The sequence below is a fragment of the Paraburkholderia xenovorans LB400 genome (assembly GCF_000013645.1).
Lineage (GTDB): Bacteria > Pseudomonadota > Gammaproteobacteria > Burkholderiales > Burkholderiaceae > Paraburkholderia > Paraburkholderia xenovorans.
Window position 1 is genome coordinate 627,660 of the sequence record NC_007953.1, and the last position, 22,474, is coordinate 650,133.

At 66.3% G+C, this 22,474-nt stretch carries 17 protein-coding genes; 11 read left to right on the plus strand and 6 right to left on the minus strand.

Features of this window, described 5'->3' with window-relative positions; all coding sequences use genetic code 11:
* Positions 1 to 128: 128 nt before the first annotated feature.
* Positions 129 to 1,013, plus strand: coding sequence for a fumarylacetoacetate hydrolase family protein (locus tag BXE_RS39555; RefSeq protein ID WP_011493762.1), 885 nt, complete (start codon positions 129 to 131; stop codon positions 1,011 to 1,013).
* Between the two features lie 77 nt (positions 1,014 to 1,090).
* On the opposite strand, the gene BXE_RS39560 is transcribed toward BXE_RS39555, so the two are convergent.
* Positions 1,091 to 2,476 carry an MFS transporter gene (locus tag BXE_RS39560; protein WP_199577104.1) on the minus strand — a complete coding sequence of 462 codons (1,386 nt, stop codon included), beginning with the start codon at positions 2,474 to 2,476 and terminating at the stop codon, positions 1,091 to 1,093.
* Positions 2,477 to 2,547: 71 nt separating this feature from the next.
* The gene (locus BXE_RS39565) at positions 2,548 to 3,408 is read right to left on the minus strand and encodes an SDR family oxidoreductase (protein WP_011493764.1); all 861 of its coding nucleotides are present in this window, start codon (positions 3,406 to 3,408) and stop codon (positions 2,548 to 2,550) included.
* A gap of 961 nt (positions 3,409 to 4,369) precedes the next feature.
* Here BXE_RS39565 and BXE_RS39570 point away from each other — a divergent pair.
* Entirely contained in the window at positions 4,370 to 5,989 is a 1,620-nt protein-coding gene (locus BXE_RS39570; protein ID WP_011493766.1) for a methyl-accepting chemotaxis protein, read from the plus strand.
* Between the two features lie 199 nt (positions 5,990 to 6,188).
* On the opposite strand, the gene BXE_RS39575 is transcribed toward BXE_RS39570, so the two are convergent.
* Positions 6,189 to 7,103 (minus strand): LysR family transcriptional regulator, encoded by a 915-nt coding sequence (locus BXE_RS39575; protein WP_011493767.1) that lies wholly within the window; start codon positions 7,101 to 7,103, stop codon positions 6,189 to 6,191.
* Positions 7,104 to 7,197: 94 nt separating this feature from the next.
* Here BXE_RS39575 and BXE_RS39580 point away from each other — a divergent pair, with 94 nt between their 5' ends.
* The gene (locus BXE_RS39580) at positions 7,198 to 10,776 is read left to right on the plus strand and encodes an indolepyruvate ferredoxin oxidoreductase family protein (protein ID WP_011493768.1); all 3,579 of its coding nucleotides are present in this window, start codon (positions 7,198 to 7,200) and stop codon (positions 10,774 to 10,776) included.
* Positions 10,777 to 10,813: 37 nt separating this feature from the next.
* Here BXE_RS39580 and BXE_RS39585 read toward each other — a convergent pair whose 3' ends face one another.
* Positions 10,814 to 12,082, minus strand: a complete 1,269-nt coding sequence (locus BXE_RS39585; RefSeq protein ID WP_011493769.1) for an MFS transporter — start codon at positions 12,080 to 12,082, stop codon at positions 10,814 to 10,816.
* A 362-nt stretch (positions 12,083 to 12,444) separates the two neighbouring features.
* Between BXE_RS39585 and BXE_RS39590 the strand changes: the two genes are divergently transcribed.
* The 8 genes from BXE_RS39590 to BXE_RS39625 all read left to right on the plus strand — a co-directional run bounded on the left by BXE_RS39590 (position 12,445) and on the right by BXE_RS39625 (position 20,577).
* A complete protein-coding gene (locus tag BXE_RS39590) occupies positions 12,445 to 13,182 on the plus strand; it encodes an SDR family NAD(P)-dependent oxidoreductase (protein WP_011493770.1) in 738 nt (245 codons plus the stop codon).
* Positions 13,183 to 13,206: 24 nt separating this feature from the next.
* Positions 13,207 to 14,496, plus strand: a complete 1,290-nt coding sequence (locus BXE_RS39595) for an acyl-CoA dehydrogenase family protein (RefSeq protein ID WP_011493771.1) — start codon at positions 13,207 to 13,209, stop codon at positions 14,494 to 14,496.
* On the plus strand, positions 14,493 to 15,545 hold the full coding sequence (locus BXE_RS39600) for a phosphotransferase family protein (RefSeq protein ID WP_011493772.1): 1,053 nt from the start codon (positions 14,493 to 14,495) through the stop codon (positions 15,543 to 15,545). The genes BXE_RS39595 and BXE_RS39600 overlap by 4 nt, the downstream gene beginning before the upstream one ends.
* Positions 15,546 to 15,616: 71 nt before the next feature.
* The gene (locus BXE_RS39605) at positions 15,617 to 16,390 is read left to right on the plus strand and encodes an SDR family NAD(P)-dependent oxidoreductase (protein WP_233518914.1); all 774 of its coding nucleotides are present in this window, start codon (positions 15,617 to 15,619) and stop codon (positions 16,388 to 16,390) included.
* A gap of 13 nt (positions 16,391 to 16,403) precedes the next feature.
* Positions 16,404 to 17,237 (plus strand): SDR family oxidoreductase, encoded by an 834-nt coding sequence (locus BXE_RS39610; protein ID WP_011493774.1) that lies wholly within the window; start codon positions 16,404 to 16,406, stop codon positions 17,235 to 17,237.
* Positions 17,238 to 17,406: 169 nt separating this feature from the next.
* Positions 17,407 to 18,432 carry an amidohydrolase family protein gene (locus tag BXE_RS39615; RefSeq protein WP_011493775.1) on the plus strand — a complete coding sequence of 342 codons (1,026 nt, stop codon included), beginning with the start codon at positions 17,407 to 17,409 and terminating at the stop codon, positions 18,430 to 18,432.
* 57 nt (positions 18,433 to 18,489) lie between these two features.
* Complete coding sequence (locus tag BXE_RS39620; protein ID WP_011493776.1) at positions 18,490 to 19,434, plus strand: Rieske 2Fe-2S domain-containing protein; 945 nt, start codon at positions 18,490 to 18,492, stop codon at positions 19,432 to 19,434.
* Positions 19,435 to 19,500: 66 nt separating this feature from the next.
* Entirely contained in the window at positions 19,501 to 20,577 is a 1,077-nt protein-coding gene (locus BXE_RS39625) for a hypothetical protein (RefSeq protein WP_011493777.1), read from the plus strand.
* Between the two features lie 62 nt (positions 20,578 to 20,639).
* Here BXE_RS39625 and BXE_RS39630 read toward each other — a convergent pair whose 3' ends face one another.
* Both BXE_RS39630 and BXE_RS39635 read right to left on the minus strand, forming a co-directional pair.
* Positions 20,640 to 21,650, minus strand: coding sequence for an alpha/beta hydrolase (locus BXE_RS39630; protein WP_049782421.1), 1,011 nt, complete (start codon positions 21,648 to 21,650; stop codon positions 20,640 to 20,642).
* Positions 21,651 to 21,697: 47 nt separating this feature from the next.
* Positions 21,698 to 22,471 (minus strand): fumarylacetoacetate hydrolase family protein, encoded by a 774-nt coding sequence (locus tag BXE_RS39635; RefSeq protein WP_011493779.1) that lies wholly within the window; start codon positions 22,469 to 22,471, stop codon positions 21,698 to 21,700.
* Between the last annotated feature and the right edge of the window lie 3 nt (positions 22,472 to 22,474).

Below are 22,474 nucleotides of genomic sequence, written 5' to 3' on the forward strand. Positions count from 1 at the left end.
CCCTGCGAAGTGAATCATGCTACATTCAAGACAATTTTTGTAATTATGTTTATATAAATATTTCCGCAATGGCGCCATCGCGTGCGACGCCGGCAAAAAAACAGGAATATCGTCAAGAGGAGTAAGCGATGAAGCTTGCAAGAGTGCGTGAGGCATCGGGCGAAGCGTTCTGGGCGCAGGTGGACGCGGCCGCGCAGCATGTGCGCCGGGTTCGCGCGCCGTTCGACGTGTGGGCGCCGGCGCTTGCGCAATACGGTGAAGCGGCGCTCGACCTGGATGGCGCGCTGCGCCCGCTCGTGGCTTTGCAACTGTGTCCGCCGGTGCATCCCGGTGCGCGCGTGTTCGGAGTCGGGCTCAACTATCTGACGCATTTGACGCGGCTCGGACGCAAGGAGCCGCCGCCCCATACGATCGCCTACATCAAGCCGTCTTCGGCGCTTGTCGCTCCGGGCGGCGAGATTCAGTACCCGGCCGTGACCGGACAGCTCGACTACGAGGTCGAACTGGTCGCGGTGGTGGCCCGGCCGCTCGCCGGGGAGCCGCAGGCGAGCGCGTGCCTGCTCGGATATACCGTCGGGAACGACATCAGTGCGCGCGACGCCGGCAAGCTGCTGGGTTCTCTCGACCTGTTCACGCAGAAGGCGCTCGACCGCACTGCGCCGGTAGGTCCGTGGATTACCACGCTCGATGAGTTCGGCGGCGCGGGACAGCCACGCGTCACGATCAGCCTGCGCGTGAACGGCGAAGAACGCCAGAGCGACACGACCGACCACATGATTTTCCCGCTCGACGAACTGCTCAACTACGTCGACGCACGCATTGAGCTGCAACCGGGCGACCTGATCTTTACCGGCTCGACGTGCGGGGTCGGGCTCGAGGACGGCCGCTTTCTGCAGCCGGGCGATACGGTCGAAGCGGAGATCGAGGGAATCGGCGTGCTGCGTAACACGATCGGAGCGAAACGCGTGCTGGCGAGCGCGCGCCGCGCTGGACGGCTCGGCATCGCGGGCTAGCGCGCGCGGAGTGGCGTGGCGTGGCGTACGGCGCCCGCGCGGCGGCTAGTCCATGGGACTTCTGCGCCGCCGCGAATTCAGCGCGATGCGCTGTGCAGCGCAGCGTACGTGCGCGCATAGGGCCGCAGCCCGGAGCCGATCAACCAGAGACCGAGCAGCGCCGAAGGAGCGGCAGTCAGCGCGAGCGAATAGCGCAGCGCGGTATCCTGATGAAAAAGATGTTCGGTGAGAAGTGCGACGGCGGTCGGGCCGAGGCCGATTCCGAGCAGCCCCGCAAGCAGCAGATAGAGTGCGATCGCCTGGCCGCGCAGGCGGTTCGGCACGACTGCCTGAATCGATGTCGGAGCCGCAGCCTGTGCGATCGACAAGCCGAGCAGGTTGACGAACAGCAGCGCTAACGCGAGCGGCGCATTCGGCATCAGTGGCCACAGCGCGGAAGGGACGGCGAACAGGCACGCTCCGGCCAGCGCCACGCGAAATCGGGCAGCCACTATGCCACGCGCGGCCCATCGGTCGCTCAACGCGCCGCTGGCGAGCGTGCCCGCGGCTCCCGCAACGGCGACGATGATGCCGAGCAGTGCGCCCGAGTGCGAAGGGGGCATGCCGAAGCTGCGTGCGAAGAGCGCGGGTGCCCACGCGAGCGCGCCATAGCCGATGATCGACAGGAGTGCCGGATAGGTCAGCACGCGCGTGAACGTGCCGGCATGAGTGCGCAGATAGTGCGCGAATTCGCGCACGGACGCCGCGCGTTCGTCGGCGACGGAAGCCGTAGTCTCGTGACGTACGGGCTCGCGCACGGACGCGAGCATGAGCAGCGCGAGCGGCAACGAGGGCAGCGCAGCGGCAACGAAGGCCACGCGCCAGGCCGGCACTTCGCCGAATCCGGCCACCGCTATGCCGGCGGCGGGGATGATGGCAAGCAGCCAGCCGCCGAGCAGCAACGACGTGCCGGAGCCTATGGCGAGCGATGTGTAGTAGACCGCGAGCGCGCGGCCGCGTCGGGCAGGCTCGACGCAATCGGCGATCAGCGAATAGGCGGCCGGCGCCAGCACGGCCTCGCCGATGCCTACGCCGACACGCGCCAGCAGCAATTGCGTGTAGGTCTGGCCGAATGCGAACAGCGCGGTGGCGACGCCCCAGAACACGAGGCCCGCACAAATCAGATTGCGTCGGCTGCCGCGATCGACGAGGCGTCCGAGCGGCAGCCCGGCGAGCGTGTAGAAAACCGCGAACGCATAGCCCTGAAGCAGGCTGAACGCGGTGTCGGAGATGCCGAACTCCCGGCGTAGCGGTCCGACGACCAGCGACGGCAGCTGGCGGTCCATCTGGGACATCAGCGTGACGACGAACAGCACGCCGATCACATACCAGGCATAGCTGGCCGATGGATATTGCGCGGCCGTTTGCGCCGCTGACGACGCCCAACGTTCGTCCGGCGTCCGGGATATCGGGGCAGGTTGCAAATCAGTCTCCGTCGTGAGGGGGCAAAGCGGCATGCGCGCGGCGCGATGGTTCCCGGTGCGGCCCGCGCGCGTTAGCCTGCTTCGGGCTGCGGTACTGCGCCGCGCGCCTTGACCGCCTCGTAGAAGTCGCGCTTGAGCGTCGGGTAGTAGGCGATTTGCCCGCCCATGCCGCCGGCAATGTCGATCGACGCCGCGCTGATGAAACTGGCGTAATCGCTTGCGAGAAACAACGCCATCCCCGCGACGTCCTCAGGCTTGCCGAAGCGTCCAAGCGGCACGACTTTCAGGACCATCTGGTCGAACTCCTCTCGCGAGCATCCCGCCGGCATCTCACGGTAGTGTCGGTCCCACTGGCCAGTATCGATCCAGCCCATGTTGAGCGTGTTGACGAGGATGTTGTCCTTTGCGAGCGACATGCCGAGCGACTTCGACATCGCGATGCAGGCTGCGCGGTTGACCACCGATGGAATGCCGTCCGGCGTCGGCACCACGCCGGCCAGCGCGTTGATTTCGACGATGCGTCCCCAGCGCTGTTGGCGCATGTGCGGCACGACCGCCTGCACGAAACGGAAGTGTCCCATTTGCAGCACGTTCGCGTGTTCGAGAATCTGCTCGGGTGTCAGGGTTTCCAGATTGCCGCCACGCCCCTGGCCGGCGTTGTTGATCAGCACGTCGACCCCCCCCCAGCGCGCGGCGATGTCTTCGACGAATTGCCGAACCCCGGCCGTGTCCGTGACGTCGACGGCGCGGGCGATCACGTCGCCTGCACCGCGAGACTGAAGGTCCGCGCCGGCGGCTTCGAGGTCGGCGGCGGTGCGTGCGCAGATGGCGACACGCGCGCCTTCCGCGGCGAATGCGCGGGCAATCGCGCGGCCGATGCCGCGCGACGCACCGGTGACGATGACACGCTTGTTGCGAAGGTCGATATGCATCAGGTCTCCTGATTCGGTCGCGGCGAGCGACGCGTTCGTTGGATTGTCCTTGCTGGCCGTGCGCCTGGCGGCCACGGACGATGGATTGTCCGTCAAATTATAGACACATATACATATTGTGTTCAATATTATTGGGCCAGGGATAACCGGAGTTGCAAACGATCGCGAGATACCTGCACGAAGTGAAAATCTGTGCGAGTTAGCGGCGGCATCTTCGGTATGACGGGCCGTATCGCTGTGATCGCGTTGTTCGCATCGTCGTCACTGTCGTCACTAAAGGAAGACAGCGGGTGCGCTGCACCATTCATCAATGCCGGGCCGACGGAGTTTGCGTTGTAATGGGCAGAATGCACGTGTTGTCGGTTTGGTGGTATCGCGAGCGCATGTCCGCTTCGGTCGTTTGAGGTTCCGTCAAGCAGGCCTCCATGGGGCATTCGTTTCGGGCGCCCGTCCGGGTGATACACAGTAGACACAAATCGAATAAGTGTGTACGTTTTTGAATGCCGGGCGATCCTTTGAATGCCGCGCAAGCCGGTTACGCAATGAATCAAGGCATCTCGCCGTGAGAACAGGATAGAAGAAACTGTGCGCAAGCAAATGTCAGGAAAGCATGGCAGGCATTTCACGACGGGGAATCTGTTTGCTGACGGTTAGCGCACGGCGTCTGAAGCGGATTCGCAGCAGCCACGTGCTGGAAAGGCATTGCCAGGCTGGCTAAAGCGTCCTGAAATTATCCTGATAATTAAGACGTCCTTATCGATGGACGATGGTGCCGGTATCCGTGACTGTCTGATTCTGGCAGGTGGAGAACCGCGACTTGAGCTTCTTGCGGTCGCTCAAGACACCACTGAACGACAGTCCTGCCATGGTCATGGATATCCCCTATGCAACTGTCTCCGGTGCAAGCCGATAGTCACGGATTGAGGCGCCTCGGTGCCGGACGATACGCTACGGAACAATCATGCTAAAAAATCTGAGTATCCGCAGTCGGCTGGCGGTTTTTGCCGCCATCTTCGTTGTGCTGATGCTGATGGTGATCGCCATTGCGTCCGGCACGCTCAAGTTGACCAACGGGACCCTGCGTGACGCGCAGCGCAGTTCTGCGGCGATGATGTCGCTCAAGTCCAGCGCTGAACAACTGCTGCGGGTGCGCGTCGAACTGGGCGGCTACGAGACGGAGACGCTGTTCGGCGCCGGCAAATCAACCGAGGGTCTGCTGCAGCGCGCGCATCAGATGTTGATCGAGTCGAACGACGAGTTTCGCGCGTACGCAAACGGTCCGTTCCACAGCGAGGACGAGGCGCGCCTCGCGCGGGCCGCCGCGCAGGCGCGCACGGCATTCGTCGAGCACGTGCTCGAACCGGAACACAAGGCGCTCGTCGACAATGACTTCAACACGTTCCGCTCGATCGAGGGCGAAGGGGCCGCGCGCTATTACGCGGCCTACACGAAGACAATCGACGAGCTCGAGCAGTACCAGACACAGGTTCAGCAACGGGACACCGACACGGCTACCGCACGCTTTCACTATTCGCTGGTGGTGTTCGCGGTGCTCGCCGCGCTCGGCGTCCTGATGGCCCTTGCTGCCAGCAGACGGGTGACGGCGGCGATCGTGAATCCGGTTGATCAGGCAATCCGCCATTTCGAGAGCATCGCCGCCGGTGATCTGACGATCGACGTGCGCGTGCGCTCGCGCGACGAATTGGGCCGCCTGCTGACCGCGCTCATGCAAATGCGTGAGGGGCTTTCAAACACCGTGTCGCGCGTGCGCGGCAGCACCGATGCGATCGCGCTCGGCGCGAACGAAATCGCCGCCGGCAACGCCGATCTGTCGAGCCGCACGTCACAGCAGGCCGCCGCGCTCGAGGAGACAGCGGCAAGCCTCGAAGAGCTGTCAGCGATGGTCAGGCAGAACACCGCCAGCGCGAAGCAGGCGAACCACTTCGCACAAGGTGCGTTCGATACGGTGACGCGCGGCGCCGACTTCGTCACGCGCGTGACCGAGACGATGAGCGAGATTTCGACTTCGTCGCGCAAGGTCGCGGAAATTACCGGCATCATTGAAGGCATCGCGTTCCAGACCAACATCCTTGCGCTGAATGCCGCTGTCGAGGCGGCGCGTGCTGGCGAACAGGGACGCGGCTTCGCGGTGGTGGCCTCCGAGGTGCGGAGTCTGGCGCAACGCTCGGGCACCGCCGCGAAGGAGATCAAGGATCTGATCGCGGAATCGGGCGCGAGCGTCGAACAGGGCACGATGCTGGTCCACGATGCACGCCGCACGATGGAAGAGGCACGCGAAGCCGTGGGCCGCGTGACCGGCATCATGGGAGAGATCGAGGCCGCGGCGCTGGAGCAGAGTGACGGCATCGAGCAGGTCAACAAGTCGATCGCACAGATCGACAAAGTCACGCAGCGCAACGCAGCGCTCGTCGAGGAGGCGGCGGCAGCAGCGAATTCGCTCGAGGAGCAGGCCGACGTACTGCGCAACGCGGTGGCGGTGTTCCGGACCGGCGGCGATGCCGGGGCGCAGCACGGCAGTGCGGCGTACCTGGCGGGCAGCGTGGAGCCCGCGCTGAGTTAGCGCAGAGACGGGATTCGACGGCAGCGCTCGCGTGCCTGGCTGGCCGCGAGCGATACCTGCACGTCAACGCACGTCCTCCTCGTTGACCTGGCGTTATACCGTCGTCCCATATACCGTCGTCCCAATCAGGCATGGAGTTCTGAAGTGGGCAAATCGCACGGGTGGTGCGCTTCTGGTCCGCCATGCCGCTTGCGGTCTCCTAGTCCGCCTCGCCGCTGTTGACCTGAATGAGGAAGTGCCGCAACTGCTGGGCGGCAGGCGCGAGCGCGGCACCGGGGCGCCATATCAGGCCCACTTCCATGGGCGGGATGGAATCCACGACCGGGCGCGCGTCGATGCGCGTGCCGTCGAGCGACCATGCCCGAAAGAGCATGTCCGACAGCACCGTCACACCGAAGCCGTTCGCGACCAGCCCGCGCACGGCTTCCATCGAGCCGGTCCGGAACGCGATATTCGGTTGCATGCCCTTCGCTTGCCAGTAGCGTGTCGTCGACGCTTCGCCTTCATCGACAGTAAGCAGGATGTACGGATGCATGGCGATGTCGGCCAGCGACATGCTGGCGGCGTGCGCGAGCGGATGCGAGGGTGCAGTCCAGAGCTGGCGTCGCGAGCGGATCAGGATCCGATGCTCGAACGCGTCGAGCCTCGGTGTGTTCGATACGAGCGTGACGCCGAGATCGATCGTGCCGTCCAGCACGGCATTCTCTATTACGGCGCGATCCATGTCGCGCAGGTCCAGTTCAATGGCTGGAAAGCTCGCGCGAAAGCGCGCGAGCAGCTCCGGCAGGAAGTAGCCGAGCACCGCATAGGAGGCGGCGATCCGCACCGTTCCGGAGGTCGCGCGCGCGCCAGCGCGTGGCTTGTGCATCGCGTCGCGCACCGAATCGAGGACGTGGCGCGCGTGATGATAGAAGTCGTGGCCGTCGACCGTCATGGTGACGCCGTGCGCGCCGCGATCGAAGAGCTTCGTGCCGAGCGCCTGTTCCAGCGCAATTACCGCGTTCGTGATGGCGGACTGCGACACGTGCTCGTTCGTGGCGGCCATCGAAAACTGTCCCGCGCGCGCGGCGGCGATGAAGTAGCGAAGCTGTCTCAGTGTGATGTCTTTTGCCATGCGTTTTTCGGATGCGAGGCTTGCGTATTTGTGGTTTTACCAGCCAAACCGGCCTCTCTATACTGACCCGAAACATCTATCGGGGACAAGTGCCATGAATGCGCCAGTATCGCCTTCGCACGCGGCGGAGCTAGCCGCCGTCACGCTCGACGACAAGTACACGCTCGAGCGCGGACGCATCTACATCAGCGGCACGCAAGCGCTCGTGCGCCTGCCGATGCTGCAGAAAGAGCGCGACCGGCGCGCGGGCCTGAACACCGCCGGCTACATCTCGGGCTATCGCGGCTCGCCGCTCGGCGGTCTCGACCTCGCGCTATGGAATGCGAAGCAGCATCTGCACGAGCATGACGTCGTGTTCCAGCCGGGCGTCAACGAGGATCTCGCCGCGACCGCGGTGTGGGGCACGCAGCAGATCAATCTGTGGCCCGGCGCGCGGTACGACGGCGTGTTCGGCATGTGGTACGGAAAGGGGCCGGGCGTCGACCGCAGCGGCGACGTGTTCCGTCACGCGAATTCCGCTGGCACGGATGCGCGTGGCGGCGTGCTCGTGCTCGCGGGCGACGATCACGGAGCGAAATCGTCGTCGGTTGCGCACGAGTCCGAGCACACCCTGATCGCGAGCGGCATTCCGGTACTGTACCCGTCGAGCGTGCAGGAGTACATCGATTACGGGCTGCACGGCTGGGCGATGAGCCGCTATTCAGGCTTGTGGGTCGCGATGAAGTGCGTGACCGATGTGGTTGAATCGACCGCTTCGATCGACATCGACCCCGAGCGGGTGCAGATCCGGGTGCCGGATGACTACCCGTTGCCGGACGGCGGTCTCAACATCCGCTGGCCGGACCCGCCGCTCGTGCAGGAAACGCGTCTGCTCGATCACAAATGGTACGCGGCGCTCGCGTATGTCCGCGCGAACCGGCTCAATCGCATCGTGATCGACGCGCCGAACCCGCGCTTCGGCATCATGACGGCGGGCAAGGCCTATCTCGACGTGCGGCAGGCGCTGCTCGATCTCGGGCTCGACGATGCAACCTGTGCGCGCGTGGGCATCCGCGTGATGAAGGTCGGCTGCGTGTGGCCGCTCGATGCGCAGGACGCGCGCCGCTTCGCGCAAGGGCTGGAGGAAATTCTGGTTGTCGAGGAAAAACGCCAGGTCCTCGAATATGCGTTGAAGGAGGAGCTCTACAACTGGCGCGAGGACGTGCGGCCGAAGATCTACGGCAAGTTCGACGAACGCGACAACGAAGGCGGTGAGTGGTCGGTGCCGCGAGGTGACTGGCTGCTGCCCGCGCATCACGAACTGTCGCCGGCGCTGATCGCGAAGGCGATCGCGCGCCGGTTGGCGAAGGCCGATCTGCCGCCCGAGGTCGCCGCGCGCATCGCCGGGCGGGTCGCCGTCATCGAGGGCAAGGAGCGGGACGCCGCGCAGCCGCGCCTCGCCGCGGAACGTCCGCCGTGGTTCTGCTCGGGCTGCCCGCACAACACCTCGACGAAGGTCCCCGAAGGCTCACGTGCGCTCGCCGGCATCGGCTGTCATTACATGGCGATGTGGATGGACCGCCGGACCGAGACGTTCAGCCAGATGGGCGGCGAGGGCGTCGCATGGCTCGGCCAGATGCATTTCACCGGCGAGCAGCACGTGTTCGTCAACCTGGGCGACGGCACGTACTTTCATTCCGGCTCGCTCGCCATTCGCGCGGCGGTTGCTGCACGCGCGAACGTTACCTACAAGATCCTCTATAACGACGCGGTGGCGATGACGGGCGGACAGCCGGTGGACGGTGTGCTGAGCGTGCCGCAGATCGCGTTTCAGGCCGTCGCGGAAGGCGTGGCGCGCGTCGTCATCGTGACCGATGAGCCGCAGAAGTACACCTCGGCCGTGCGCTTGCCGGAGGGCGTCGGCGTGCACCATCGCGACCGGCTGGATGCGATCCAGCATGAGCTTCGTGCCACGCCTGGCACGACCCTGCTGATCTACGACCAGACCTGCGCGACCGAGAAACGCCGGCGCCGCAAACGGGGCACGTATCCCGATCCCGCCAGGCGGGCGTTCATCAACGATGCGGTCTGCGAGGGTTGCGGCGACTGCTCGGTGCAGTCCAACTGCCTGTCGGTCGAGCCGCTCGATACACCGCTCGGTACCAAGCGCAGGATCAATCAGTCCTCGTGTAACAAGGACTTTTCCTGCGTGAAGGGATTTTGTCCGAGCTTCACGACTGCGGAAGGCGCGCAGCCGCGCAAGCCGTCCGGCGTCGGGGGCGCGGCACCGTTGCCCGACTTCACGCAACTGCCGCAGCCGCGGATCGAAGCGACTGACCGGCCGTACGGCATTCTCGTGGCTGGCGTGGGCGGCACAGGCGTCGTGACGATCGGCGGCCTGCTCGGCATGGCCGCGCATCTCGAACGCAAGGGCGTTGTCGTGCTCGATATGGCCGGCCTCGCCCAGAAAGGTGGCGCGGTGACGAGCCACGTGCAGATCGCGCCCACGCCGGCCCACTTGCACGCGACGCGGATCGGCACGGGCGAAGCGCGTCTCGTGATTGGCTGCGACGCGATCGTGTCGGCGTCGGCGGAGGCGTTGTCGAAGATGCGGCGCGGCATCACGCGTGCCGCGATCAACAGCGGCGCGACCCCGACCGCCGGGTTCGTCCAGAATCCCGACTGGACGTTCCCGGGCGCGCAGACCGAACAACTGCTGCGCGAAAATATCGGCGAAGACTGCTCGTTCGTCGATGCGAACCAGCTGGCGCTCACGCTGCTCGGCGATACGATCTATACCAATCCGCTGCTGCTCGGCTTCGCATGGCAGAAAGGCTGGCTGCCGCTCGGCTACGCGAGCCTGACCCGCGCGATCGAGCTCAACGGCGTGGCCGTCGAGAAGAACCGTCTTGCCTTCGACTGGGGACGCTTCGTGGCGCAACATGGTGCGGACGAAGCGGCGCGCGCTGCTGGGCGGCGCGACGCGCAGCAGGCGATCGTGCTGCGGTTACCCGAAACGCTGGACGCGCTGATCGCAAACCACGCGCAATGGTTGACCGATTATCAGAACGCGGAATACGCAGCTCGCTATCTGGCGATGATCGAGCGGATTCGGGCGAAGGAGGTGGCGCTCGGGATCGGCAAGTCATTGCCGCTCACCCGTGCCGTCGCGCAGAATCTCGCGAAGCTGATGGCATACAAGGACGAATACGAGGTGGCGCGTCTCTATGCGGCGCCGGCATTCATGGACAAGCTGCGCGCGCAGTTCGAGGGCGAGCCGGGCAAGAACTATACGCTCAGCTTCTACTTCGCCCCACCGCTTTTCGCACGACGGGACGAGCACGGGCATCTCGTCAAGCAGCGCTTCGGGCCCTGGGTGCTGCCGATGCTGCGCGTGCTGGCGAAGTTGAAGGTTACACGCGGCACCGTGTGGGACCTCTTCGGCAAGACGGCCGAGCGCCGTACGGAACGGCGCCTGATTGGCGAGTACATGGCGCTGGTCGACCAGTTCTGCGTTTCGCTGACTGCCACGAACCGGGATGTAGCGATCCGTCTCGCACAACTGCCCGCCGCGATCCGCGGATTCGGCCATGTGAAGGAGCGCAATCTGCTGGCCGTCGGGAAGCAGCGCGAGGCGCTGATGGCCGAATACCTTGCATCAGGTGACGAAACCGGAGAGCGCCGCGCGGTATGAGCGAAGGCTGCCCGGGTGCCGGGCAGCCGGCTTCAGTTCAGGCCAGATTCAGCGAGTCGAACTTCGGGTAGCGGCCGAGCGGCAGGAGAATGAGCGCGCCGAGCAGGTACGCCGTGCCGCAAATCGACAGCATCACCGTGTACGAACCGGTCAGTATGTACAGGTATCCGAAAAGCCAGGGCGACAGCGCGCCGGCGAGCGTGATCAGCGCAACGTGTACGCCGAAAAGCCGGCCGTAATCGCGCATGCCGAAGTAGCGCGCGACCAGATAGGCGGCGATGTCGAACTCCGCCCCCGCGCCGACACCGGTCAGCAGCGTCGCCATCGTGAGCAGGCCGGTCTGCCCGGCGCTGGCGGTCGACAGCAGCAGGCAGCCGAGCGCGGGCATCGCGAGGGCGGCGGCCGCCACGGCGGGCGCCCACAGACGGTCGATCAGATAGCCGACGATGAGACGCCCGCCGATCAGCGCAATGCCGAAGCTGCCGAAAATGTGGCTGGCATCCGCCGCCGACAAGCCCTTGTCACGCAGCAGCGGCACCGTGTTGCTGACCATCGCGACGGTGGCCGCCACCACCAGTGACAGGCCTGCATTGAGTGCCCAGAAGCGCGTCGAGCGAACCGCCTCGCGAAAGACGAGCCCCGCACGCTGCGTCGCGCGCGTCATGTGTTGCGCGGCCGAAGCCCGTTCTTCGTCGGGCGTCTGCATCCACCACAGCACGAGTGGCAACACGAGCACGACGGGCAGGAACGCGAGCAGGAGAAAAGCGGCTTGCCAGTTCCAGCGCCCGATCACCCATGTGACCGCGGAGGGTATCAGCATGGCCGACAAGCCGGTGCCCGAGAGCATCACGGCAAGCGCGAGGCCGCGATTGCGTTCGAACCAGAGATTGACCAGATGCGTCCACGTGATATGCATCGTGCCCATCCCGGCGACCGGCAGCAGCGCGCACATCAGATAAAGCCAGACAATCGAGCGCCCCATCAAGGGCATCAGCGCATACGTGGCTGATAGCGCCAGCAGCGATACGACTGTCACGCGGCGCATGCCGTAGCGCGCGTTGAGCCAGCCCACCAGCTGCGCACCGATCACCGCGCCGCCGAACAGAAAGCTGACCGCCGGCTGCAATTCGCCACGGCTCCAGCCGAATGCATTGTGCAACGGGATCACGAGCGAGCCGAACGCGTAGAGCAGCGAAGCATTGGCCGCGACCCCGAGCCCGAGCATGGCCATCAGCACGGTGCGCCAGCCTGTGCGGAATTCGGTGAGATCGAGTGCGGCGCCACGCGATGAGTCGGAGAGGGACATCGACGGGTTCCTTGGAGGGTTGGCCTGAACGTCGCAACTATTTGCGCGGCTTGGAGCAATGGCCGGGGGATCGGAGGGGAATTCCAGATTCAGAAATTCATTCTATCGACGAATTTTGAACAGTAACTCGGTAAATGCCCTGGTTAGCCGTCGTGCGTGCCGTTCCGGCCTGCCCTCGACGACGGCTCAAGTGCGCGGAAGCAGCATGTTCTTTATTTTTTTCGTTTGACGGCAGTTGACCGCCATTCGATCCGAATCTAGTATGTGAACACATTTTATAAAAATGTATCGAATATCGCGCACCCGCATGGCCTGCAATTTCGTCAGGGCCGGCCGCACAAAGCGCGACGGAGACAAACCGAATGAACGAACTGGACTTCTCGGGCAAGACGGTCCTGGTGGTCGGGGGATCGAGCGGCATCGGCAATGGCATTGCGCGTGCGTTTCTCGAGCGCGGCGCCACGGTCCATGTCTGGGGCACGCGCCGCAGCGCGTCCGACTATGCGGACTCACCCGATTCCAGCCTGACGGACCTGCACTACGCCCAGCTCGACGTTTCCGATGCAGCCAGCGTCGAGCGCTGTGTGCTGCCGTTCGCGTCGCTCGACGTGCTGGTCCAGGCCCAGGGCACCGTGCTCTACGACCGTCAGGAATTCAAGGCGCCGGCGTTCAGGAAGGTGCTCGACGTCAACCTGACGAGTCTGATGGCATGTGCGGATCGCTGCTTCGAGGCACTGAAGGCGGCGCGCGGCGCGATGATCATCGTCAGCTCGGCCGCGGCGTTTCATTCGACGCGTGGCAATCCGGCCTACAACGCGTCGAAGACTGGCGCGTTCGGACTGACGCGCACGCTTGCGGAAGCCTGGGCGCGCGACGGCATCCGCGTGAACGGCATCGCGCCGGGCCTCGTCGACACGAAGCTCACGCGCGTGACCACCGCGGATCCGAAGCGCCTCGACGCGGCCTTGCGCCGCATCCCGCTCGGGCGTCTGGGCACAGCCGCCGACATGGCCGGTGGCGCGCTGTTTCTCGCCTCGCCGCTGTCGGCGTACATGCTCGGACAAACCTTGCTGCTCGACGGCGGCATGTTGCTGGCCTGACGCCGAACCTGACAAAGGAACCGTATGTCCTGGGACTTCGAAACCGACGCCGATTTTCAGGCCGAACTCGACTGGATCGACCAGTTCGTGCGCGAGGAGGTCGAGCCGCTCGAACACGTGCTGGGCAGCCCGTGGAATATCCACGATCCGGCCTTCAAGGCGCTCGTCAAGCCGTTGCAGCAGCGGGTCAAGGAGCGCCGGCTGTGGGCCTGTCACCTCGGCCCCGAACTGGGCGGCCCCGGCTATGGACAGGTGAAGCTCGCGCTCATGAACGAGATTCTGGGCCGCGCGCTGTTCGCGCCGATCGTGTTCGGCTGCCAGGCGCCGGACTCAGGCAACGCGGAAATCCTCGCGCATTACGGCACGGAGGCGCAGAAGGAGCGCTTCCTGAAACCATTGCTCGCCGGCGACATCGTGTCCTGCTTCGCGATGACCGAGCCGCAGGGCGGCGCCGACCCCAAGGTGTTCACGACCCGCGCGGTGCGCGACGGCGATGCGTGGGTGATCAACGGACGCAAGTGGTTCGCGTCGAATGCGCGCTACGCGGACTTCTTCATCGTGATGGCGATCACCGATCCGGAAGTGTCGGCGTACAAGGGCATGTCGATGTTCATCGTGCCGGCGAACACGCCCGGCCTGAGCATCATCCGCAATGTCGGCATGGCCGACGAGCCGGAGGCGACACACGCGTACCTGGCGTTCGATGACGTGCGCGTGGCGGACGAACAGATGCTGGGCGCGCCGGGCGACGCGTTTGTCGTCGCGCAGGTGCGGCTTGGCGGCGGCCGGGTGCATCATGCGATGCGCACGATCGGACTCGCGCAGAAGGCGCTCGATGCGCTATGCGAGCGCGCGCTGTCGCGCCATACACAGGGCGGCGCGCTCGCCGACAAGCAGATGGTGCAGGAGAAGATCGCCGACTCCTGGCTCGAACTCGAACAGTTTCGTCTGCTCGTGATGCGGACCGCGTGGCGCATCGACCGTTACCAGGACTATCAGAAGGTGCGCAAGGACATTGCCGCCGTGAAGGCCGCGATGCCCAGGGTATTGCACGACATTGCCGCGCGCGCGCTGCATGTGCATGGGTCGATCGGAGCCTCGTCGGAGATGCCGTTCGCGGGAATGATCTCGCGTGCGTTTCAGATGGGGCTGGCCGATGGGCCGACCGAGGTTCACAAGGTGACGGTGGCGAAGCAACTGCTGCGCGACTACGCGCCATGCGAGCAGATGTTTCCCGCCTACCATCGCCCGACGGCCGCCGCCGCCGCACGCCGGAAATTCGCGGCGGCGCTCGCTCAGGGAGCGGCACGATGACGAACGAGGCGTGGCAAAGCGCGGTGAACGTCGAGCGGCTCGCGCACTGGATGGACGCGCAGCGGCTCGGGCGCGGTCCGATTACCGGCGCGCGGCTGCTGACCGGCGGAACGCAGAATATCCTCTTGCGCTTCACGCGCGGCGCACACGAATTCGTGCTGCGCCGGCCGCCGCTGAACGCAAGGCCGGAAGTCTGCGCGACGATTGCACGTGAGGCACGCGTGCTGGCGGCATTGGCCGGCACCGAGGTGCCGCATCCGACGCTCCATGCGTCCTGCACGGACGACGACGTGCTGGGCGCGCCGTTCTACCTGATGGCGCCGATCGACGGCTTCAACGCGTCGGCCGGGGTCTTGCCCGAGCTGCACCGCGATCCGGCCATTCAGCAACGAATGGGGCGCTCGATGGTCGATGCACTGCTGCGTCTTGGCGAAGTCGATCCGCAGGCGGTGGGTCTCGGCGATTTCGGCAAGCCGCAAGGTTTTCTCGAACGCCAGGTGGCGCGCTGGCGGGGCCAGCTCGAACACTATCAGGTTCACGCAGGCTGGCCGGGGCCGTCGTCGCTGCCCGGCGTAACCGACGTTGCGCAATGGCTCGAAGCCAACCGGCCCGCACCATCGCGCACCGGCATCCTGCACGGCGATTTCCATCTGGCGAACGTGATGTTCTGCACGAAGTCCGCCGAACTGGCCGCGATCATCGACTGGGAACTCGCGACGGTGGGCGATCCGCTGCTCGATCTCGGCTGGCTGGTCGCGACGTGGCCGGATGCCAGCGGGCAGGGCGCCGGCACGATACGGGTGACACCGTGGCACGGCTTCGCGTCGGCGAGCGAGCTGGTCGGGTATTACCGCGAGCGCAGCACGCGTGAGCTGTCCGCGATCGACTGGTACGTGGTGCTCGCCCGGTTCAAGCTCGGCATCCTGCTCGAAGGCAGCTACGCGCGTGCCTGCGCGGGCCAGTCGCCTGCCGGACTCGGGCAACGGCACCACGCATCCGCGCTGCGCTTGATCGAGCAGGCGCGAGAGCGGATCGCGCAGCTCGCATGACGGGCGCAGCGGGCCCTGACGCGCCCGCTGCGCGTAGCCGCCGCGAATATGACGAAAACAAGGAGACAGGCGTGGTGAATCTCGAAGGCAAGCGCGTGATCGTGACAGGCTGCGCAAGCGGCATTGGCGCGAGCGCCGTCAAGGCACTGGTACGGGCCGGCGCGGAGGTGGCGGCGCTCGATCTGAGCGACGAGGCGGGCCGCGCCGTAGCCGCGGACGCTTCGGCGGCGGGCCCGGGTGTGGCGCACTACTTCAGTTGCGACGTCAGCCGCAAGGACCAGGTCGACGAGGTCTTCCGCTCGGCCGTCACGCGCCTCGGCGGGCTGGATGCGCTCATCAACATCGCGGGTGTCGAGCGCAAGGCGCCGGCCGAAGCGGTCACGCAGGACGATTGGGACCTGATGTTCGACGTCAACGCGCGCGGCACGCTGAACACGAACCAGGCGGCATTCGCGTGGCTGCGCGAGCACGGCGGGCGCATCGTCAACTTCGCCTCGGCGGCTGGCGTGATGGGCGTGCCGGGGCTTGCGCACTACTCGGCATCGAAGGCCGCGGTGCTCGGCTGGACGCGCACCGCCGCGAAGGAGTGGGGCAAATACGGCATCGCGGTCAACGCCGTGGCGCCCGCGATGTGGACGCCGATGTACGAGAAGTTCCGCGCGCGGCTCGACAGCGCGCAACTGGCCGCGCACGACGCCATGATGGCGCAGCAGGTTCCGCTAGGGGGGCGGCTCGGCGACCCGGACAAGTCGATGGCGCCGGTGCTGGTGTTTCTGGTCAGCGACGGCGCGAACTTCATCACCGGACAGACGCTGGCCGTCGACGGCGGTCTGATGATTCCCTGAGCGAGGAGGTCCGATGAGCGAACGTCTGAAGGACCGTGTTGCGCTGGTGACCGGCGCGGCGAGCGGCATCGGCGCGGCCACCGCCCGCCTGATGGCGCAGGAAGGCGCCTTCGTCGTGCTCGCCGACGTGGACGAACACGCCGGGCAGGCGCTGGCGCGCGAACTGCGCGACGCGACGTTCGCGTACACGGATGTGAGCGTTGAGGCGCAGGTGGCGGCTGCGGTCGACGAGGCACTGCGGCTGCATGGCCGGCTCGATTGCATGGTGAATAACGCGGGCTTCGTCGGCGCATATGGCTCGATTCTCGAAACGAGCGCGGCCGCGTGGCACGCGACGCTGGGCGTGCTGCTCGATGGCGTGTTCTACGGAATCAAGCACGCGGCGCGCGCGATGGTCAAGCAGGGAAGCGGCTGCATTCTCTCGGTGGCGAGTACCGCGGGCGTGATGGGCGGGCTCGGTCCGCACGCGTACACGAGCGCCAAGCACGCCGTCATCGGATTGACCCGCTCGGCGGCTTCGGAACTTGCGCCGCGCGGCGTGCGCGTCAATGCCGTCGCGCCGGGCACGACGGTCACCGAAATGATGGTGCAGGGCCGCGGCAGCAGGCAGGCCGCAATCGACGCGGCGACCCGGGCTTCGCCGCTCGGCACGCCGCTGATGCCGCAGGAGATCGCCGCGGCGCTCGTGTATCTCGCGAGCGACGACGCGCGCCATGTGAACGCCCACACGCTGGTGGTCGATTCGGGTGTCACGGTGGCGGGTGCGTCGGGTGGCGCCGTGTTTCATAACCGGCCCGCGGGCTTCATGGGCCGCATGCCGGGCGGCGCGAACGCCGACGCCCGCTGAGGCGCGCCGCGATGCGTCGATGCGACGCGGCGCGCAACACCTCGTCGGGACGAAGCGAGGCAGGACAGGACAAGACAGCGCGGGTACATGCCCCGAGCCGGATGGCGATCCGCGCTTCACGCGCCGTCAGTGGTCACGCGCATTTTCACCCTACTCAGGAGAGTCACCCATGTTGATCGACGTTCACGCGCACCTCTTCACCCCCGGCATGCTCAAGCGCCACGATTTCTGGGGGCCGTTCATGAAGACCCGGGGGCTGACGGTCGGGCACTTCTCGCTCGGCACCACCCAGCCCTCGAAAGCCCGCGATGACGACGAAGCCGAAGCGAACCTGCTCGCGCGGATGACGCACGCGGCGCGCCGCAAGCTGATGGCCGAGCGCGGTGTCGACAAGCTCGTGCTCTCGACGCCGTCCCATGCGTTCATGTACTGGGCCGGCGAGTTCGGCGACGAATACGCGAGCATCTGCAACGACGAATTGTCGGCGTTCTGCGCGCAGGATCCGGAGCATTTCGCATTCTGGGCGCACGCGAACCTGGCCAACCCGGCGCAGGCCGTGCGCGAGATCGGGCGCGCGGTGACGCAACTGGGCGCGAAGGGCGTGTGCGTCGGCGGCGCGAACTTCAACGGTCTGGAGGCCCACAGCGAGGAGCTTTTCCCGGTATGGGAGGCGCTGTCGAAGCTCGACGCGCCGATCATGGTGCACGGCTTCAACCAGTCGATCTACTGGGGCGAGAAGCACACCGACGACAAGTTCGAGACCACCTCGATCGTCGGCGACTGCGTCGACGAGACGCTGTTCTTCTGGAACCTGATCAACGGCGGCGCACTCGACACCTTTCCGAACCTGAAGACCTACATCACGCATGCGGGCGGCATGGCGATCTTTCAACTGGGGCGCCTGAACGACCTGAACCGGGTAATGGCGCCTGACTCGCGCAACCAGCGCGAGCTGATCGAATATCTGCCGAACTTCTATTTCGATCTCGACGTGCACGCGCCCGGTCTGCGACGCGGCGTGGTCGACGTGGTCGGCGTCGATAACCTCGTCTACGGCACGAACTTCGGCGGCGCCTACGAGCATGGAGACCTGACCGAGGGGCTGGGCCTTACCGACGGCGAGCGCGAGAAGATCCGCAGCGGCAATGCGCGCAGGCTGCTGAAGCTCGACGCTCACGAGCCGGTCGCGGCATGAGGGCATGAGCGCGCGCAGCGCGACACCGTTCACATCATGAGAAGGAAGGAGACACGAATGACGACCGGTAGCTGGTGGGCCGCCGCACTTGCGGAATCTGTCGATGCCAGCCGGCCGCTCGCGGTCGTCTGCAATGGCGAAGCGCTCGTGCTGTTTCGCGACGCGTCGGGTGCAGCCTGCGCTCTGGAAGATCGCTGTCCGCACCGGCGCGTGCCGCTCGCGCTCGGCAAGGTCACGCCGAAGGGCTTGCAGTGCGGCTATCACGGCTGGACCTTCGACGGCAAGACAGGGGCCTGCACCGCAATCCCGAACCTGAGCGCCGACGAGCGGGTGCCGCCGCGCTATGGGGCGCGCAGCTATCGGGTTGCGGAGGCGAGCGGCTTCATCCACGTCTGGCTCGGCGACGGCGAGCCAGACGACGCCCGATTGCCGGGCTCGCTTTACCACCCGCAGGGCGAAGAGCACACGGGGGCGTCGATCGTGAACGTCGCCGCGCACGAATATCTCGACGCCATGCTCGACGGACCCGACTGCCTCGTGTCCTTCGACGGCGTTCGCATCACCGACTTCTTTCTCGGCGACGCGCGGACCGGGGACGGATGGTTGACGGTCGACCGCGGCGCGGTCTGGAAAACGCGCATGTTGCCGCCTGCGTTCGTGACCGATCATCCGTTGATCGTGCGGACCTCCGTGTCGCTCGCGGGAGGCGCTGCGCTCGTCGGCCTGCTCGATGCCGACGAGACGCCGCTCGTTACGGTGTTCGTGGCGAGCAGTGCGAACCGGCGTGGAACGACGAGCCTCTGCTGGCGCGGTTTCCGGCACGATGCTCGCGTGGCCAGCGCGCCGCTGCGCTGGCAGATTGCCCGCGCGACGGGGCGCGCGCCGTTCACGGTTCGCGAGCAGATCGACGGCGCCGCGCTGGCTGCGCTGCTGGTTGCGCCTTCGCGCGATCTGGCCGCCGCGCGCACCGCCATCCGCGCGCCGATTGCTTCCATCGCGTGAACGCGCGGCACGGCGTTGCCGGCCAGAAATGCACCCATCGCACACCAATCGACAAGGAGGATCGCCATGAACACAGCGCTCGACAGCGGCGCCCCGGCCCCCGCCGGGAATGCCGACGCACAGGGACCCGGCGACGCCACGCCGCGCAAGGCCGGGCGACGCGACTGGACGCCGGTCAACTACGATCTGCGCGATGCGTGGTTTCCGGTATCGCACAGCCGCGACGTGACGCAGCGGCCGATCCGCCGAATCATCCATTCGCAGCCGTATTACCTGTGGCGCGACGACGGCAAGCCGGTCGCATCGGAGTTCCGCGCGGACACGCCGCAGTCGGCGCGCGCCCGCGCGAGCGCGTTCACCGGCGGATCGGGGTTTTATCCGGTGGTTGAACGCTACGGCTACGTCTGGGCGTGGTACGGCAATCCCGATTGCGCGGATGTCTCGCTTCTTCCGCACATTCCGTTTCTGCCGCTCGACGACAGCCTGCCTCGCTATACGCAGCGCACGGTGCGCTTCGACGCGGCGTCGGCGCTCTCGGTCGAGAACCTGCTCGATCTCACGCACGCCGATTTTCTGCATGCAGGCACAATCGGCGACGGGATATCCCAATCCGATATCGTCGAGGTGGAATGGACTTCGGAGACGGTGACGCGCACGCGCATCGTCACGCAGAAGTCGGTTGCGCCGATCATGCGCTGGGTCGGCGGGGTACGCGCGAGGTATCAGGACTTTCGCGCCGTGCTGCACGTGCACCTGCGCAGCAACGTTTGCATTTCGTATCCGCGTTTCCGGCCCGGCTACGACGTGCCGAACCTGCAGCCGTTCCTGCCTGTGGGCCGGCATCGCTCGCGCTGCGACGTCACGTTCAACACGACGGCGGCACCCGTGCCGCTGCGCTACGTGATGCCGCGCATCGCGTTCGTGATCCAGCCTCAGGACAATTCGGTCGTGCGGCCCCAGAACGAGCGCTATTTCGATCCGGACGAGCGTCGGGACCTGCACTCACGTTTCGACACGCCGGGCACGCGTTACCGGTTCCAGATGGAACTGCTGGCGCAGCGCCAGCAGCGGGGCGACTTCTCATACGGACCCGATGCCGATCCGGGCAGGGACATCAGCGGACTGCTCGGCATGAACGACTGAGCGTCGAGAGTCGCGCGCGCCGCGCGCGAGTCCAGGGCCGCAGCGGGCACCGGCCGCCCGGATCACGTGCGGCCGCCGTGGAAGGCCGTATGGACCGGCGGCGAAGTCGAATGGATGAACTGCCGGGCGAGATCGAAAAACGCGTGGCGCGGGTCGGCGAACGCCTGCACCACGTCGAAGTGATCGCAGTCCTCGACCGTGTAGCCCGGCATCGGGCGCAAGGCCGTCCCGAATGCGGTCGCGTAGGCGCGTGCCTGCTGGTGAAACGCCGCCGTTTCCGCGCCACCTACGGCGATCAGTTGCGGCGCGTCGCTCGCCGGCGGGTGGGCGAGCGCGCTGGCTGCGCGCGCCTCGCCGCGGCCCATGCCGAGCCCGTGGTTGATCGACGTCTCGCACAGCGGCTCCAGGTCGAACAACGCGGAGATCAGGATCGCGCCATCCAGGAGCTGCGGCGGCAGGTCCGCGCCCACGGCAGGCCACTGCGTGGCCATCAGGCGGGCGGCGAGATGGCCGCCCGCCGAGTGCCCGCTCACGATCCAGCGTGCGCGCGCGCATCCCAGCGCATCCGCGTGCCGCCAGAGCCAGGTGAGCGCGCGCTGGCTCTGCGTGACGATGTCGCCGATGCGGACCGCCGGGCACAGCGTGTAGTTGACGAGCGCCACCGAGATGCCCGCCGCGACGAACGGCTCCGCAACGAAGCTGTACACGGACTTGTCGCCGCGCTGCCAGTAGCCGCCGTGAAAGAACACCAGCAACGGCGCATCGGTCGCGGCGGCGGGAAAGTAGTCGAGGCGGTCGCGCTCGCCATCGCCGTACGCAAGATCGAGCGAGCCGCCGCACGAACGTCTGAACCGGTCCGAGCGGGCGAGCCACTCTTGCAGCATGCCGGCTTCGAAGTCCGGGCGTAGCGCGCGCAGGTTGTACTGCGCTTCGAGATCGGGCGAGATGGGCATCGACAGGTGGTCAACGGAAAGGGGATGGGTGGCCCGCGGCGCCGACGCCGCCGCGGGGTCGTGGGTCAAAGCGGCACGGAGCCGGGCGCCTGCCGGAAGCGGGTTTTCATGTCGTTGCATGACGCGGGATTCCTGCAGGGGAAGACCGCGCCGCGGCGCGGCAGGACTCAGGCGGCTTCGTCAATGACGGGATTGCACAGCGTGCCGATCCCGTCGATCGTGATTTCGCAAACGTCTCCAGATAGAAGCGGGCCGACTCCCGAGGGCGTGCCGGTCAGGATGACGTCGCCGGGCAGCAGCGTTACCGCCTGGCTCAGATACGACACGATATGAGGCACGGTGAACAGCAGGTCGGACGTGTTGCCGTCCTGTCTGGGCGAGCCGTTCACGCTGGCGCGCACGCGCAGGTTGCCGGCGTCGAGCCCCGTCGCGATGACGGGGCCGAGGGGGCAGAAGGTGTCGAACGCCTTGCCGACGAGCAGGCAGCCGTAGCCCATTTCGCGGTTCTGGATCACCCGTTCGCTGACGTCGTTCGCGCAGGTATAGCCGAACACGTGGTCGAGCGCGCGCTCGACGTCGATGCGGCGCCCGCGGCGCCCGATCACAATCGCCAGCTCCGCCTCGTGGTGGACGACCTGCGCCTCGCGCGGCCGGACGATCGCTTCGCCGGGGCCGATGGCGGCTGTCGTCGGCATCATGAAGAACTGCGGAATCACGGGCGTTTTCGCGCCCGCTTCGGCAATGTGGCCGACGTAGTTCATGCCGACCGCGAAGAGCCGCGGCGCGGGCAGCGGACATAGCAGTTGCGCGTCGGCCAGCGCATCGCGCGGGCCGGCTGGCGTGAGCGAAGCAAATGGCGAGCCGTTCAGGCGCTGCAGCGACTTGCCTTCGAGCACGCCGTAATGGACGGCGTCGTTCAGGCGATAGCGGGCGATTTTCATCGA